The sequence below is a fragment of the Arthrobacter monumenti genome, assembly GCF_054511255.1.
In genome coordinates, this window is record NZ_JBTNCY010000004.1 from 262,262 (window position 1) to 275,793 (window position 13,532).

The window sequence follows — 13,532 nt, forward strand, 5'->3', positions numbered from 1 at the left end:
CTCATCCGCGGTTCCGCCGGCGTCGTGGGTCGGTCGATATCGAAGAGATCTGCGCGATCATTGACGGGACTCACTCACTTTCGAGGAAACCCTCCGCGTCTGCGGTGCCCGCGTCCACGATTACCTCTTCACCGGACCGGGCAGTGCGATGGCCCGAGCGCTCGCCGCCGTCGCATCCGTCAATCTCGTCCCGCAGCGACAAGCTCTGGAAGCCAACGGCTAGCGACGTACAGCGAGGACTACTTGATGGCTTGTGCCGGGAAGTCACCGAGCGGACAGGCGTTCAATGCTTTGGGTACATGGGTGCAAGGCTTATTCGGTGACGTCGTTCATGGTTGGGTCGGTGGAGCATCCGCTTTCGACGACGATCTGGGTGCCATGGGTGCCGGGTTGGTAGACGAAGGAGGCGCCCTCGTCGTTGATCATGGAAAAGACGATGTACCAGTCTCCTTTAAATTCCGATTTGAACCGGTTGCTGACTCGGAAGTCACGTTTGGTGAAATACTCCTTGATGTTCGCCATCGCGGCTTCAGGGTCATTGACTGGCGGGCCGTCGACGGACATTTTGTATTGCAGAGAGTCTGGATCGGTGGCGCAGGAGGTTCCCCGATAGCCTTTCGTCCGCTCCGGGTCCCAAGGCTGGCCAATCCCATATTTCCATTGGCCACCGTGCAGGTCGATAAAGGTCTGACTGATTCCGAGCATGTCCTGCAATAGTTGTTCCGGCGGTTTCAAGTCCACGGGCCGCTCCTTTGCATTGATGCCACACCCGGCAAGAGCCAGCATGAACGCCAGCAGCAGGGCGACGGCTGCTGAACGTGATGCACGGCCGCGTTGGGGGCGGTTTCGTTTCCGGTTTTGGCTGGGCATGGGCAAGTTACTTGGTGGTTTTGTCGATCTCGGGATGGGTCGAGCACTCGCTCTCGATAATTAGCCCGGTTGATCTTGGCGACCGCGTCTTCGGGGCTGTCCACGGGCGGGCCAACAATCGCCAAGCGGAACTTTTGGGCGCCCTTCCATCTGGCACGGTTGGGCGTTGTACCCGTCGGTTCGGTCCTTCTCCCATATGGTTGTTCCGTCGCCGTAGGTCCATTGACCGCCGTGGAGGTCCACGAGTTGGCCGGCCAGCTTGTGGAATTCGGTGACCAGTTCGGTCGGTGGCTTGTTACTCACAGCGTCCTCCTTCGAAGATGGCCCGCAAGCGGCCAGAATGAGGGCGAGCAATGTCACCATCGCGGCGCCAAGGGTGCTGGGCAGGCGGCGGTGACCGGGCATAAACATGCGCGTGACTATTTGGTGGTTTGGTCCATGTCCGAGTGGGTCGAACACTCGCTCTTAACGAGCAGTCCGCTGGCGCGCGTTCCAGGTTGATATACGAACGCTGTACCGTCATCAGTACCCATGGAGAAGACGATCACTTTGCCGTTCTTGACTGTCCCGCTGAATCGGTTGGTGACGGTGAAGTCCTCGTCTTTGAAATGGGTTTTGACCTTGGCGACGGCATCTTCGGGGCTGTCCACGGGTGGTCCAACCAGGGAGACTTCGAATCGGGAGGCATCTTCCTCCGGACAAGTAGTTTGGGAGTTGTAGCCTTCGGTGGCTTCCTTTTTCCACGGTGTTGTTCCGTCGTTGTAGGTCCAGTCGCCGCCGTGAATTTCCACGATTTGGCTGGTTACGTCATGCATATTCTTGACGACCGTCGTCGGTGGTTTGTTTCCCACGGTGTACTCCTTCGTTCCCAGCCCACACGCGGTCAACCCAAGGGCAAGCATCAGTATCACCGCAAGAGCGCCAAACACCCACGTCGATCGGTCACGGTGGGTGTGTCGCCGTTCAGTCGACATAGCGTAGACCGCTCTCTAGGATTTCTTCATTAATCCGGTGGGTCACGTCCGCTTCGGTGGTCTTGACCTCTTCGGCCTGCCCAGTGATAATCCTGCCGATGCTGAATAGGCTTTGGGTATTATCATCGAGGTATCCGCCGCCTTCGTCAGTGTGCCAGAAGACGAGATTCTCGCCTTCCCCGATGACGCTGTGTCCGGTGGTTGGGGCCAGCCCATTGGCGCCCTCGGAGCTGAAGACCTTTGCCCCAAAGTGGCCGTCGGTTGGGCTGATCCGGTTGTCATCACTGAGCAGGTGGGATCCGGCGATCCCCAACGGTGCGATGGTTTCTCCAGCCGCTTGTGTGGCATATACCTCGGGGTCCCCATCCGGGTTGGTGGTTACGTGCATGTCCTTGGCTTTGGGGACGAGGTCGGGGTCGATGCCGGCCGAGCCGTAGAACACAGCGGTATCAAGTTGGAAGCTCGTTCTGGCCAACGCGTTGGCCGCCGTCGTGGTCCCGTAGGAATGCGCGGTAACGGATGTGAAGGGCATATCCCCGTTCGCGGTGCGGGCGGTGTGGAAACCGTCGAGAGCCGCCGACAGGCGCTTCGCCCCGGTTTCGGCATGCTCCATAGCGAAAACGTCATACTTGCCCCACGCGAACATTTCCGGTGGCTCATAGCCAACCCACGCCACTACGGCCTGATCCAAGCCGGGGGCGATCCTGGTTTGTTCGTCGTAGATATTCTGCGACGCCTCCGTCCAGCCGGTCATATCGCCCGTGTGCGAACCCATGCCAGGCACATTGAAGGTTACATAGTTGGCTGTATCCACATCTCCGATGGCTACGGCGGCCAGTGGCGGATCAGAGGCGTCAAATGAGATCAGACTTCGCTGTCCGCGGCCTTTGTCCGAAGACTGGATACTTCGTTCGATGCTCTTGTGCGCGTTCCGTTGTTTCTTAGTGGTGAAGGGGTGGCTGACGGCGAGGGCCAGGGCGGTGGCGTTGGCTGCGGAGCGGGTGTCGTAGTCGATGCCTTCGAGGTTACCTACCAGTGAGGGCAGTTGCTGGCTCAGTCGTTCCCTGGCGTCTTGGTTCAGATCGTTCCACCATGTCCGGTTTGCTATGGGATCGTGTCCGGCCGCCCGCAATGGCGTGGTCAAGGCGGCTGCCGGGTTGCTGGCGACGAAGCGGTCCAACTGACTTGCGCTTAGCCCGGCGAGGAAGGCCAGGTATTTATCGAAACCGGCCGCCGGATCCGTTCCCGCCCCGGTCTGCAGACGGTGGAATAGTGCCGTCCCGCCGGCGACTTCGAATGCCTCGCCGCCGCCGTCTACTTCGTTCGAATAGTGGAGGGGCACATCGGTTGAGGAGCGCTCGAACGCGCCGAGGGTCCTGGAACAATCGTCCTGGATGGTGCGGTAGCGTTCGGCCAGCCGGTCAGCCCGGTCCTGTAACTCCCGCTCCGCGACGTTGAATCTCAGATCTTCCTGCGCCGGACGGAGGCCAAGACCGCCGTCGTCGTCGGCCTCTGCCTGCAATGCTGCGGCGTCAGCGGCCAGCTGGGTGTGGGCGGCTTGGATGCTGCTCACCTCGGTGGCGAAGACCTGCAGTGCTTTGGCCGCGGTGGCTGTGGTGTCGCGAACCGCGGTGGCGATCTGTTCCGCGCGGTCCAGTGCCGAGAGTACGATTTCCTGCTCCGGGGCCTGGTACAAGCCGGTCAGCTGGTTCCATTGGCCACGGGCGGCTTCGAACGTGTCGGCGAGCCCGTCGCCCCATTTGGCCAATCCAGCGGCGGCGTCACTAATCGCGGAACCATCGGGAAGGTTGGCCGTGGCGGAGACATCGACCGCCATACTCACTGCCACCGCACAGTGGCTGAAGAGGGCGCCATCGTTGTCTCCGAGGCACTGCTGTGGGAGGCTGCCTGGACGCGGCAGTGGCCATCTGCGCATCGCCGGACGCGTAAGCGGTTGTCGCCTCGCGGGTGGCGCCGATGGCGTTGGCCGCGCCGAACATGGCCGCCTTCACATCGGCCATTACCACCGAAGTGGCGAATCCGGTAAATGACTCACGGACGGTGCTGGCCGCAAGGCTGATTCCACGGTATCGAATGCCGCTTGAGCCGTCCGGTCAGCGCTTTCCGCCTCGGAGAGCTCACCATCAACGCCAGCAACAATGCCGGACACCGCAGCGGTGTCGATGCTGTACCTGACCATGGATTCCCTGTTGTTGTGAGACCGAACTTCCCCATCCATTTCATCGGAAGAGTGGATAGAACCAAAATTCGTCCACGTGTTACGCAGCTGGTCGTTCGTCCAAGCAGTAAAACTTGCTGGGACGAAACCAAGCGGCGCCGCTTCGCCGGAGGGTCTACTTCAGGGGCCAGCCGGTGTAGGCCTCGGCTAGGTAGCTGGAGCCGGCGCGGGATGAGACGACGGAGGACAGCTCGCCGAGCTGGCGCTTGTTCTCGAACGGAGAGCTGTCCGGGTGTTGGTGCAGCATGCTGGTCATCCAGTAGGAGAAGTTCTGTGCCTTCCAGACTCGTTGCAACGCCCGGTCACTGTAAGCATTGAGCAGCTCAGCGTTCTTGGAATTGAAGTACGACTCCAGCCCCTCGTGCAGGACCTTCACGTCCGCCAGGGCCAGGTTCAGCCCTTTGGCGCCGGTGGGCGGGACGGTGTGGGAGGCGTCGCCAGCGAGGAACATGTTGCCGTAACGCATGGGTTCGCAGACGTAACTGCGGAAGGGCAGCACCATCTGTTCGAAGATCCGGCCAGTCTTGAGCTGGAAACCGTCCTGGCCCTCCATGCGGCTTTGCAGTTCCTCCCAGATCATCTCCTCCGTCCACTTGGAGGCATCCTCGTTGGGATCGCACTGGAAGTACATGCGCTGGATCTTCTCCGTGCGCTGACTGATCAGAGCGAACCCGCGGTCGGAGTGTGCGTAGATGAGTTCGGGTGCGCTGGGCGGTGCTTCGGCGAGGATGCCGAACCAGGCAAAGGGGTACTGGATGAAGTAGTCCTTGCGGTGTTCGGCCGGGATGCTCTTCTTGCAGATACCTCCGGAGCCGTCCGAACCGACAACCACCTCGCAGTGAAGTTCCCAGGGCTGCCCGTCGGCGTCGGTGAAGCGGACCTTGGGGGTGTCGGTTTCCAAATCCAGCACGCTGGTGTCCGATGAGCTGTAGCGGACGTCGCCGCCGGTGCGGTCACGTGCTTCTGAGAGGTCCACAAATACCTCATTCTGCGGGTAGAGCCATACGGATTCGCCGACCAGATTGTGGAAGTCAATGCGGTGGTTCTGTCCATTGAAACGAAGCTCAATGCCGTCATGCCGGTGGCCCTCGCGCAGCACGCGATCCGAGACGCCCGAGTCAACGAGCATATTGACGCTGCCGTGTTCGAGGATGCCGGCCCGTTGGGTGGTTCGAATGGTCTCGTGGCTGCGCACTTCAACCACGGTCGAGTCGATCCCCGAGGTGTAGAGCAGGTGGGAGAGCATGAGCCCGGCCGGACCTGCACCGACGATGCCGACCTGCGTCTTGACGATTCTGCGTTCCACCAGCGGGTTCTCCTCTAAGAATTACGAGCCTTACTCCATCAGTGTGAGGACAAGCACAAGCCCGCGCGAGCGGCATTCTCATTGAATGCGAAAGCCAACCGTCGCCGTCGTACTTCTCTTCACTATTCTCACGCGACGGCGCGGGCGATGCCACGGGCCGCCGTCATCAACGCCGGTACGGTGGCCGGAATGTTTTCTTCTCCGGCAGCGACGACGACTCCGAGGGCCGCGATAACTTCCTGCCCCCGCCCCAGTACAGGGACTGCGATCCCGCTGGTGTCGGCGACGACATAACCCGCCAGCGCCGCATATCCGGACTGGCGGACACCGGCCAGGTCGCGGCGCAACTGTCCGGCGTCGACCGCTTCGGCGTTCCGCTTCAGGTACGCTTCCTGCACCGGCGGCGGTGAATGGGCCAGCAGGACCATGCCCGACGACGAGACGTGGACCGGCAATCTGCCTGCCACCTTCGCCTCGTTGACGACCGAATCCCTGCTGGAGAGCCGCTCGACGAACAGCACCTCGTCGTCCTGCAGTATGGCGAGCTGGGTGTGCTGGCGGATGACCGCCTGGACGTCTTCCATGAAAGGCATCGCTGCCTGCCTCAGTGACAGCACTTCCGAGCTGCGGCTGGCCAATTCCCACAGCCGCAAGCCGAGCCGGATTTGGCCGCCCGGTTCACGGCGGAGCACGCCTTCGTCCACCAGTTCGTTGACCAGCCGATGTGTGGTGGCCAGTGGGATATCGGCGCGTTTGGCCAGTAGGGCGACGCTCATGGCGGGTTTACCATGGTCGAACGACGAGATGATCCGCATCAGCCGGCGGATCATTGAGTCTCCGGAGGGGGAGTTGGCCATGCCTCGATTATTGCTTATCCTCCAGCGCCGCCTGTGGCCTCACACACAAGCACTGAGTGGGCCGGTATGGGAAGACTAACGCTCGGGCTTCGGCTCGGGTTCGGGTCCCGGTCTGGGCGGCTCCCCGGGGCCGGGGAACGGCCCCGGTTCTGGTGGTGGTGCCGGTGGCTCGCCAGGTGCCGGTTGCGTGGGGTCCGGATTCGGTTCTGGTGGTGGCTCTGGAATCGTCATTTCGGATGCCTTTCAGACGAGTGCCGACCAGGCGGCGGGTCCAGCGCCAGAATACAGCCGCCGTCGGACCCGGACAATGGGGCGGGTCAGCTCGGACTTGGACATGGTCCTGCGCGAATGGCTAAGGGACCGTAGCTTGATTCCGTTACCCCTCATTGCGCCGGTTCCGATCTTCCTTGAGCCGATTGTCATCCCAACGGTCCAAAATGCGAAGGGCTACTACCGCGGCCAGACCTGCTGCTGCACCACCGACGAGTCCGGTTGGAAAATCTTCCTCCCATATGGCTTCGCCGGTGAAGGTGACTAACCACGAGGCTCCTACAGCAGCCAGCAGAATTGCCAAGAATCTCATGTTGCCACTCTTGCATGAAGCTGTCGCAAGCTGGCCTTCTGGATACCGGCTGATCGACGGATTTCCGAGTCACTGCGGAGAATGCACAACTCGTTTTCCCTCAGGATCGGCGAAGACCACGCGCACCGGTGAAGAGTTGCCAAGGGAGTCAGTTCGCCGCAGCCGTCTCCTTGCTTCGCGGGGCGGTGTTTCGGCGGGCATAGGCTCGTGCGGCGCGCACGCGGTCGCCGCAACGGGTCGAGCACCAGTGTCGCCGCGCGTGGGTGCGCAGCATGTAGCGATTGCAGGACGGTGCGCTGCATGCGGAGAGAATGCCGGCGTCGGGTCCGGTCAAAAGGTCGGCAAGGTCCGCGGCGAGACCTGCCATGGCATGTTCGACAACCTGCGTTGCCGGATGTTCCGCTACGCGTTGTAGGCCTTCGCCGTCGCTCCAGTGCAGCAGCGAGGCGCTTGGGACCTTGGTCATGGCCTCGTTCACGGCCTGCAGGTCGGTCTCTCCAGGCGCCTGATCATCCGCGCGGGCCGCGAGCAGTGCGCGAGTGTGGGTGCGGAGTTTATGCAGACGGTTCACGCACACATCCCACAGCTGCGCATCGGCAGGGGCGAGATCCCGTTCAATGAGCCATTCGGTTGCGTCGGCGGGGGTATCCAGTACGTCGATGATCCGGGCGCCGGGCAGGGCTACGGCGCTGTTCGCGAAGTCCAGCGATACATGCTCAGCAGTACCAGGAGCTGGGGGCAGAGGGTAACCGGTCATACCTCTCATGGTACAGGTTGTCTTTTCACGTGAGAAACACTTAGACTATCTCATGTATAAACAGTCTAGTTTCCGTGAGGTATCTTCCGTGTCCAATATTAATGCCGCAAACGAGCAGGTCCCCGTCCGCGTGTTCGGCGGTCCCACCGCACTCATCGAGTACGGCGGTCTGCGTTTCTTGACTGACCCCACCTTTGATGGTCCTGGCGATTATCAGCTGGGTGACCTTACGCTTTCGAAGACTGCTCCATCGTCCATCGACCCGGCGGACCTGGGTACGGTGGATGCCGTCCTGCTGTCCCACGACGAACACGCCGATAACCTCGACTCTTCCGGGCGCGCGTTCCTGGCAGATGTGCCCCTTACGCTGACGACACCCAGCGGAGCCGGCCGGCTCGCTGGCAATGCCCGCGCCTTGGCCCCCTGGGATTCGGTCGAGCTTGACCGCCCGGGAGGTGGCAACGTCACGGTAACCGGCATGCCCGCCCTGCATGGCCCCGAAGGCAGCGAACCGTTTGTGGGCGAGGTCATCGGTTTCATGCTCACCGCCGAAGACCTGCCAACCGTCTACGTCAGCGGCGACAACGCTTCGGTTGACGTCGTGCGCGAAATCGCCGACCGCTTCGGCACGGTCGACACCGCGGTCATCTTCGCCGGCGCCGTCCGCACCCCAATGTTCGACGGCGCGCTGCTCACCGTCGACGGAACACGAGCTGCGGAAGTGGCCGGAATCCTCGGTGCCCGACGCGTGGTGCCGGCTCACGTGGATAGTTGGAAGCACTTCACTGAGGGCCGTGAGGAGCTCGTAGCCGCGTTCGAGGCAGCCGGAATCTCCGACCGCCTGCAGCTGAACTAACTGTCACCCAAGAGAAAGACCGGTAACCCCATGACCCCCGGAACCCGCTTCGGCTCAGCCCCCGCGCCGCTGTCCATCGTCGACAGCGCAATGACTGGCACTGGATACACGGCATCCGACTCCCTTGCCTCAATGATCCGGTTGGCCGAACTGGCTGACCGGCGCGGATTCACCCGCTTCTGGGTGGCCGAGCACCACTCCATGCCCAGTGTCTCGACGTCGTCCCCGGCGGTCATATTGGCTCGGCTAAGCGCTCATACCGAGCGGATCCGGCTCGGCTCCGGCGGTGTCATGCTGCCCAACCACGCTCCGTTGGTGATCGCGGAACAGTTTGGCATGCTCGATGCTCTCGCCCCGGGTCGGATCGACCTGGGCCTGGGCAGGGCTCCCGGCACCGACCACCAGACCGCCGCGGCCCTGCGACGCGATCACGGGTCCGGCGAAGACTTCCCGCAGCAGGTACAGGAACTGCTTGGCTTCCTCAACGACGACTTCCCCGACGGCCACCCATACAGGTCCGTTCATGCGGTGCCCGGACCGTGGCAGAACCGGGAACATGGGGTCGCCGAAATGCCGGCCGGCCCGTCGGTATGGTTGCTCGGCTCCTCGGGCTTCTCCGCCCAGCTCGCCGGCCAGCTGGGCCGCCCGTACGCGTTCGCCCACCAGTTCGGCGGCGAGAACGCTGCTCCTGCACTCGAGCTGTACCGGCGGTCCTTCCGCCCCTCGGATGTTTTGTCGGAACCGTATGCGGCCATCAGCATTGGCACCATGGCCTGCGAGGACGGGCACGAGGCCCGCCGCCAGGCCCGCACCTTCGCGTTCAGCATGCTGCGGATGATGCAGGGCAGGTCCTATCTCGTTCCGACCCCGGAGGCCGTCGAATCCTACGATCCGAGCCTCCAGGAACGCGAAATCCTCGACAGCTGGACCGACCGCATCATGCACGGCACCCCCGAACAGGTGACTGCGGAAATCGGCCGGCTGCAGGACCAAGCCAAGGCCGACGAGATCATGCTCTTGCCGGTGGCGCACTCGCTCGAGGCGCAGTACCGCTCCACCGAGCTGATCGCCGACGCCTACGGCATGCCGACACCCGGGGCGTTGAACGCTGACAGTCTGGCAGTTTCCGCTTAGGCGTGGTGGATCTCAACGTCATTTCTCAGGCGTGGGATGGTCAACGAGCGGATCAACGTTCGGCTGGGGAGTAGAACAGGCGGTTTTCCTGCAAAAACGGGCCGAAATCGGGCTGGAATACTCCTCGGGCGAACCATGCGAGCAGTTGCGTGGGCTCGGCGACCCGACTAAGCCGGACGGTTCAGGAGCAGCGAGTACTTCTCCAGCAGTTCCGAAAGCATGTTCAGCGCAGCGTCAACTTCGACGGCGGTGGGAAGTCCGGCGTCGGAGTCCAGCTGAGCGTGGGTCACGTGTTGATCCACGTAGCGTTTGATGCCTGTGCAGGCGGTCTCCAGGGCTCGAAGGTCCTCGCGTGTAACGGTCGAGTCGAGGTGGCCGGATTTCCATGGGTCGGCGAGGCGCGTGAAGACCGCGTCTGCCTCGACGGCCCGTTTTGCTGGAACGTTCTCAAGGAACCAGCTGCGCGCAAGCCGCGGCGTAGCTTCCGTCATCTTGTGCAGAAGCCGCTTGAAGGATCCTGCCCGCCGGTCACCGTCGATCATGCGCCGGATGCCGAGCATCTGCGTACGGATGTATAGCCCGCCGACCCATTCGGCTGGTTTGCCCGCCGGTTGATCTGTGCTGGTCAACTCTTCCCACCTTGCGCGGTTCTGCTGAAGCTGCCGCACCTCGACGTCGATCCTGTTGAGCAGGACGAACCAGTCGTCCGGCGGGACGGGAACTGGCGAGCTGGGGCGCGATGGGGTGGTGCCGGCGTCGTTACCCATGGCGCTACCCTTGCAGACGTCGATACTTACCGGCCTTCAGGCGGCAGCGCCTCGTGATTCCGCCGCCCATGGGTGCGGCGGTCTTCCTTCATATCCGCTTCGTAGAGATGGCGTTTGCCATCAGCGAGTTCCTCGCGGGCGCGCTTTTCCGCTGCCTTGAATTCCGCGTAGTAGCCGTCGTCGTAGTCCTCGATAATCTGGAACGTCCACCGACCCTCGATGACGTTCCGGCCCACGATCTCCCGGTCCAACCGCTCTGCCACCTCGGTGTGGCCTGCCTTGCGGAGCATCTCAACCGCTTCTCCAAGGGCCAAGTCCGCCGTGCCCGTCAGCCGGTGGAAACCGTACAGATAACCGCGCGCGTGCTCCACCGCCTCGAAGGCTTCGGATAGCTTGCCGAGCGCTTCGACCGTTGCATCCGTTACGCCGCCGGGACGCTGATGGTTTGCGTCGGGGCCGTCCGCCGCGTCACTAGTCATGATCCATACACTATGTGCAGAGCCGGGCGGCGTGAACTGTCGAGGCGGGCCGACGTCGTTCCGCTGAGGAGTACAACGGGCCGTTTCGCAGCACGAATGGGGCGAAATCGGGATGAAATACTCCTGAGGCGAACCGCACAACCATTTCGGGCATGGAAAGCCGGGTTTGGCCACGTGCCCGCACCCAGCTTCGGCACCCTAAACTGGTCCGGTGAGTAAAGCTGTGATGACCCCCGCCCCGTCCGCCACCGACCCGGAAGCCGTCAACGCGAAGATCTACGCCAAGATTGCCGCTGAGCTGGGGGTGCAGACCTGGCAGGTCAAGGTTGCCGTGGAATTGCTCGACGGCGGCTCGACCGTGCCGTTCATCGCCCGGTACCGCAAGGAGGTCACCGGGACGTTGGACGACACCCAGCTCCGTGAGCTCGAGGAGCGGCTGCGGTATCTGCGTGAGCTGGAGGAACGCCGCGCGACGGTGCTGGAATCAATTGCCGAACAGGGAAAGCTGACCGATGAGCTGAAGAAAGCCGTGACGGAGGCCGACACCAAGTCCCGGCTCGAGGACCTCTACCTTCCGTATAAGTCCAAGCGGCGGACCAAGGCGCAGATTGCCCGCGAAGCCGGTCTGGAGCCGCTCGCCGACGGCCTGCTGCAAAACCCCAACCTGAATCCGGAAGCCGAAGCGGTGAAGTACCTGAACCCGGAGCACTCCATTGCCACCGCGGAAGATGCGCTCGCCGGAGCACGGTCCATCGTCGTCGAACGCGCCGGGCAGGACGTTGAGCTGGTCACCGAGCTGCGGGAGCGGTTGTGGAAGACCGGCCGGCTGCGCGCGCAGGTCCGCAAGGGCAAGGAGGCCGAGGGGCAGAAGTTCAAGGACTATTTCGACTTCGCACAGCCGCCGCATTCGCTGCCGTCGCACCGGGTCCTCGCGTTGTGGCGCGGAGAGAAGGAGGAGGTGCTGGAGCTCGCCATCACCGAGGCCGACTCGGCGGACAAAGACGCTCTGGACGCCGCCCGCAAACGGTACGAGAACGCCGTCGCGCATTCGCTGGGAATCGCCGACCGGGGACGTCCCGCCGACGCCTGGCTTCTGCAGAGTGCACAGCTCGCCTGGCGCACCCGGGTCCTGGCGCGTCTCGTCACGGATCTGCGTGTCCGCCTGGTCCAGAATGCCGAAGAGGATGCCGTCAAGGTCTTCGCCGCGAACCTGCGCGATGTGCTCCTCGCCGCGCCGGCCGGGAACCGCACCACGCTCGGGCTGGACCCGGGTCTGCGCACCGGGGTGAAGGTCGCCGTCGTCGGTGGAACCGGCAAGGCCGTCGCGACCGACACCATCTACCCGCACGCGCCGGCGAACAAGTGGAATGAGTCCCTCGCCAGCCTCGGCGCCCTGGTGAAGAAGTACGATGTCGAACTCGTCGCCATCGGCAACGGCACCGCGAGCCGCGAAACTGACAAGCTGGCCGCCGAACTGATTAAGTCCCTGCCGGACCGGAAGATCGACAAGCTGGTGGTTTCCGAAGCCGGCGCGTCAGTCTACTCCGCGTCGGCTCTCGCCTCGGCCGAACTGCCCGGGATGGACGTGTCGCTGCGCGGCGCGGTCTCGATCGCGCGGCGGCTGCAGGATCCGCTGGCCGAACTGGTCAAGATCGATCCGAAGGCGATCGGCGTCGGGCAGTACCAGCACGATGTGACGCCGGTGAAGCTGGAGCGGTCCCTTGGCGCGGTGATCGAGGACTGCGTGAACTCCGTCGGCGTGGATGTGAATACTGCGTCGCCGGCGCTGCTGTCCCGGGTGGCCGGCGTCGGGCCGCTGCTGAGCGAGAATATTGTGGCGCACCGCGATGAGCACGGCCGGTTCGGCAAGCGTTCAGACCTGAAGAAGGTGCCGCGGCTCGGGGCGAAGGCGTTTGAGCAGTGTGCCGGATTCCTGCGGATCAGCGGGGGAGCGGAGGCGCTCGATGCCTCCAGCGTGCACCCAGAAGCCTACGGTGTGGCGCGGCGCATCCTGACGGCTGCCGGCGCAAAGAAGGCCGACGCCGTCCGCGGCACGGGTGCGCTCGCCGCCTTGTCACCGCAGGACTTTGTGGACGAAACTTTCGGTCTGCCGACCGTGCGGGACATTCTGGCTGAGCTGGAAAAGCCGGGCCGCGACCCGCGTCCGGAGTTCAGCACCGCGTCGTTCGCCGAGGGGATCGAGAAGATTTCCGACCTGCGGCCCGGCATGATCCTGGAGGGCACGGTCAGTAACGTCGCCGCGTTCGGTGCCTTCGTGGACGTCGGTGTGCACCAGGACGGACTGGTGCACATTTCGGCGATGTCCAACAAGTTTGTGCAGGACCCGCATGACGTCGTCCGCTCCGGGCAGGTGGTGCGGGTGAAGGTGCTCGAGGCCGATCCGGACCGCAAGCGGATCTCGCTGACCCTGCGGTTGGAGGACGATGCTCCAGCGCCGGGCAGGGCAGGAACGGGCGATGGGAAAAGTGAAAGCACGAACGGCAAGCAGAGCGAAGGCCGGCAGCCTCGCCAGGGTGGGAATTCCAACCGCGGACAACCACGCAATGAATCGAAGCGTCCGACGCCGGGCCAGCGGCCGCCGTCGGACCGGCGCCCTCCGAAGCCACAGCAACCGGAAAGCGCCATGGCGCAAGCGCTGCGTGAGGCCGGGCTGGGGAAGTAGGGATGTAGTAATTGGAAATTGGCTGAT

General features: G+C 63.2%; 13 protein-coding genes. 3 read left to right on the plus strand and 10 right to left on the minus strand.

All coding sequences use genetic code 11. From position 1 onward, the window contains the following. Nucleotides 1–312: 312 nt before the first annotated feature. From ACX80B_RS07745 to ACX80B_RS07780, 8 genes are all read right to left on the minus strand, one after another. On the minus strand, nucleotides 313–741 hold the full coding sequence (locus tag ACX80B_RS07745) for a hypothetical protein (RefSeq protein ID WP_459294766.1): 429 nt from the start codon (nucleotides 739–741) through the stop codon (nucleotides 313–315). Nucleotides 742–1,289: 548 nt separating this feature from the next. Further along, the gene (locus tag ACX80B_RS07750; RefSeq protein ID WP_459294768.1) at nucleotides 1,290–1,721 is read right to left on the minus strand and encodes a hypothetical protein; all 432 of its coding nucleotides are present in this window, start codon (nucleotides 1,719–1,721) and stop codon (nucleotides 1,290–1,292) included. A 112-nt stretch (nucleotides 1,722–1,833) separates the two neighbouring features. Then, nucleotides 1,834–3,693: an alpha/beta hydrolase gene (locus tag ACX80B_RS07755; protein ID WP_459294770.1), complete on the minus strand. Its 1,860-nt coding sequence runs from the start codon at nucleotides 3,691–3,693 to the stop codon at nucleotides 1,834–1,836. After that, nucleotides 3,629–3,940 carry a DUF6507 family protein gene (locus tag ACX80B_RS07760; RefSeq protein WP_459294964.1) on the minus strand — a complete coding sequence of 104 codons (312 nt, stop codon included), beginning with the start codon at nucleotides 3,938–3,940 and terminating at the stop codon, nucleotides 3,629–3,631. The genes ACX80B_RS07755 and ACX80B_RS07760 overlap by 65 nt, the downstream gene beginning before the upstream one ends. Before the next feature lie 258 nt (nucleotides 3,941–4,198). Next, complete coding sequence (locus ACX80B_RS07765; protein WP_459294772.1) at nucleotides 4,199–5,389, minus strand: 4-hydroxybenzoate 3-monooxygenase; 1,191 nt, start codon at nucleotides 5,387–5,389, stop codon at nucleotides 4,199–4,201. A 128-nt stretch (nucleotides 5,390–5,517) separates the two neighbouring features. Next, entirely contained in the window at nucleotides 5,518–6,246 is a 729-nt protein-coding gene (locus tag ACX80B_RS07770; protein WP_459294774.1) for an IclR family transcriptional regulator, read from the minus strand. A gap of 376 nt (nucleotides 6,247–6,622) precedes the next feature. Then, nucleotides 6,623–6,829, minus strand: a complete 207-nt coding sequence (locus ACX80B_RS07775; protein WP_459294776.1) for a hypothetical protein — start codon at nucleotides 6,827–6,829, stop codon at nucleotides 6,623–6,625. Between the two features lie 148 nt (nucleotides 6,830–6,977). Further along, nucleotides 6,978–7,586 (minus strand): CGNR zinc finger domain-containing protein, encoded by a 609-nt coding sequence (locus ACX80B_RS07780; RefSeq protein WP_459294778.1) that lies wholly within the window; start codon nucleotides 7,584–7,586, stop codon nucleotides 6,978–6,980. Nucleotides 7,587–7,674: 88 nt separating this feature from the next. Between ACX80B_RS07780 and ACX80B_RS07785 the strand changes: the two genes are divergently transcribed. Beyond that, on the plus strand, nucleotides 7,675–8,442 hold the full coding sequence (locus ACX80B_RS07785) for an MBL fold metallo-hydrolase (protein WP_459294780.1): 768 nt from the start codon (nucleotides 7,675–7,677) through the stop codon (nucleotides 8,440–8,442). Between the two features lie 30 nt (nucleotides 8,443–8,472). Continuing rightward, the gene (locus tag ACX80B_RS07790; RefSeq protein ID WP_459294782.1) at nucleotides 8,473–9,576 is read left to right on the plus strand and encodes an LLM class flavin-dependent oxidoreductase; all 1,104 of its coding nucleotides are present in this window, start codon (nucleotides 8,473–8,475) and stop codon (nucleotides 9,574–9,576) included. A 167-nt stretch (nucleotides 9,577–9,743) separates the two neighbouring features. Here the strand turns inward: ACX80B_RS07790 and ACX80B_RS07795 are convergent, their stop codons facing one another. Next, nucleotides 9,744–10,343, minus strand: coding sequence for a hypothetical protein (locus ACX80B_RS07795; protein ID WP_459294784.1), 600 nt, complete (start codon nucleotides 10,341–10,343; stop codon nucleotides 9,744–9,746). A 26-nt stretch (nucleotides 10,344–10,369) separates the two neighbouring features. Beyond that, nucleotides 10,370–10,822 (minus strand): hypothetical protein, encoded by a 453-nt coding sequence (locus tag ACX80B_RS07800; protein ID WP_459294786.1) that lies wholly within the window; start codon nucleotides 10,820–10,822, stop codon nucleotides 10,370–10,372. Between the two features lie 226 nt (nucleotides 10,823–11,048). Here ACX80B_RS07800 and ACX80B_RS07805 point away from each other — a divergent pair, with 226 nt between their 5' ends. Further along, on the plus strand, nucleotides 11,049–13,505 hold the full coding sequence (locus tag ACX80B_RS07805; RefSeq protein WP_459294966.1) for a Tex family protein: 2,457 nt from the start codon (nucleotides 11,049–11,051) through the stop codon (nucleotides 13,503–13,505). Nucleotides 13,506–13,532: the final 27 nt, after the last annotated feature.

What these genes read in the sequence shown, in the direction of transcription:
- ACX80B_RS07790 (WP_459294782.1), top strand. Translation starts at nt 8,473, where the DNA reads ATGACCCCCGGAACCCGCTTCGGCTCAGCCCCCGCGCCGCTGTCCATC.
- ACX80B_RS07770 (WP_459294774.1), bottom strand. Translation starts at nt 6,246, where the DNA reads ATGGCCAACTCCCCCTCCGGAGACTCAATGATCCGCCGGCTGATGCGG.
- ACX80B_RS07805 (WP_459294966.1), top strand. Translation starts at nt 11,049, where the DNA reads ATGACCCCCGCCCCGTCCGCCACCGACCCGGAAGCCGTCAACGCGAAG.
- ACX80B_RS07780 (WP_459294778.1), bottom strand. Translation starts at nt 7,586, where the DNA reads ATGACCGGTTACCCTCTGCCCCCAGCTCCTGGTACTGCTGAGCATGTA.
- ACX80B_RS07795 (WP_459294784.1), bottom strand. Translation starts at nt 10,343, where the DNA reads ATGGGTAACGACGCCGGCACCACCCCATCGCGCCCCAGCTCGCCAGTT.
- ACX80B_RS07775 (WP_459294776.1), bottom strand. Translation starts at nt 6,829, where the DNA reads ATGAGATTCTTGGCAATTCTGCTGGCTGCTGTAGGAGCCTCGTGGTTA.
- ACX80B_RS07800 (WP_459294786.1), bottom strand. Translation starts at nt 10,822, where the DNA reads ATGACTAGTGACGCGGCGGACGGCCCCGACGCAAACCATCAGCGTCCC.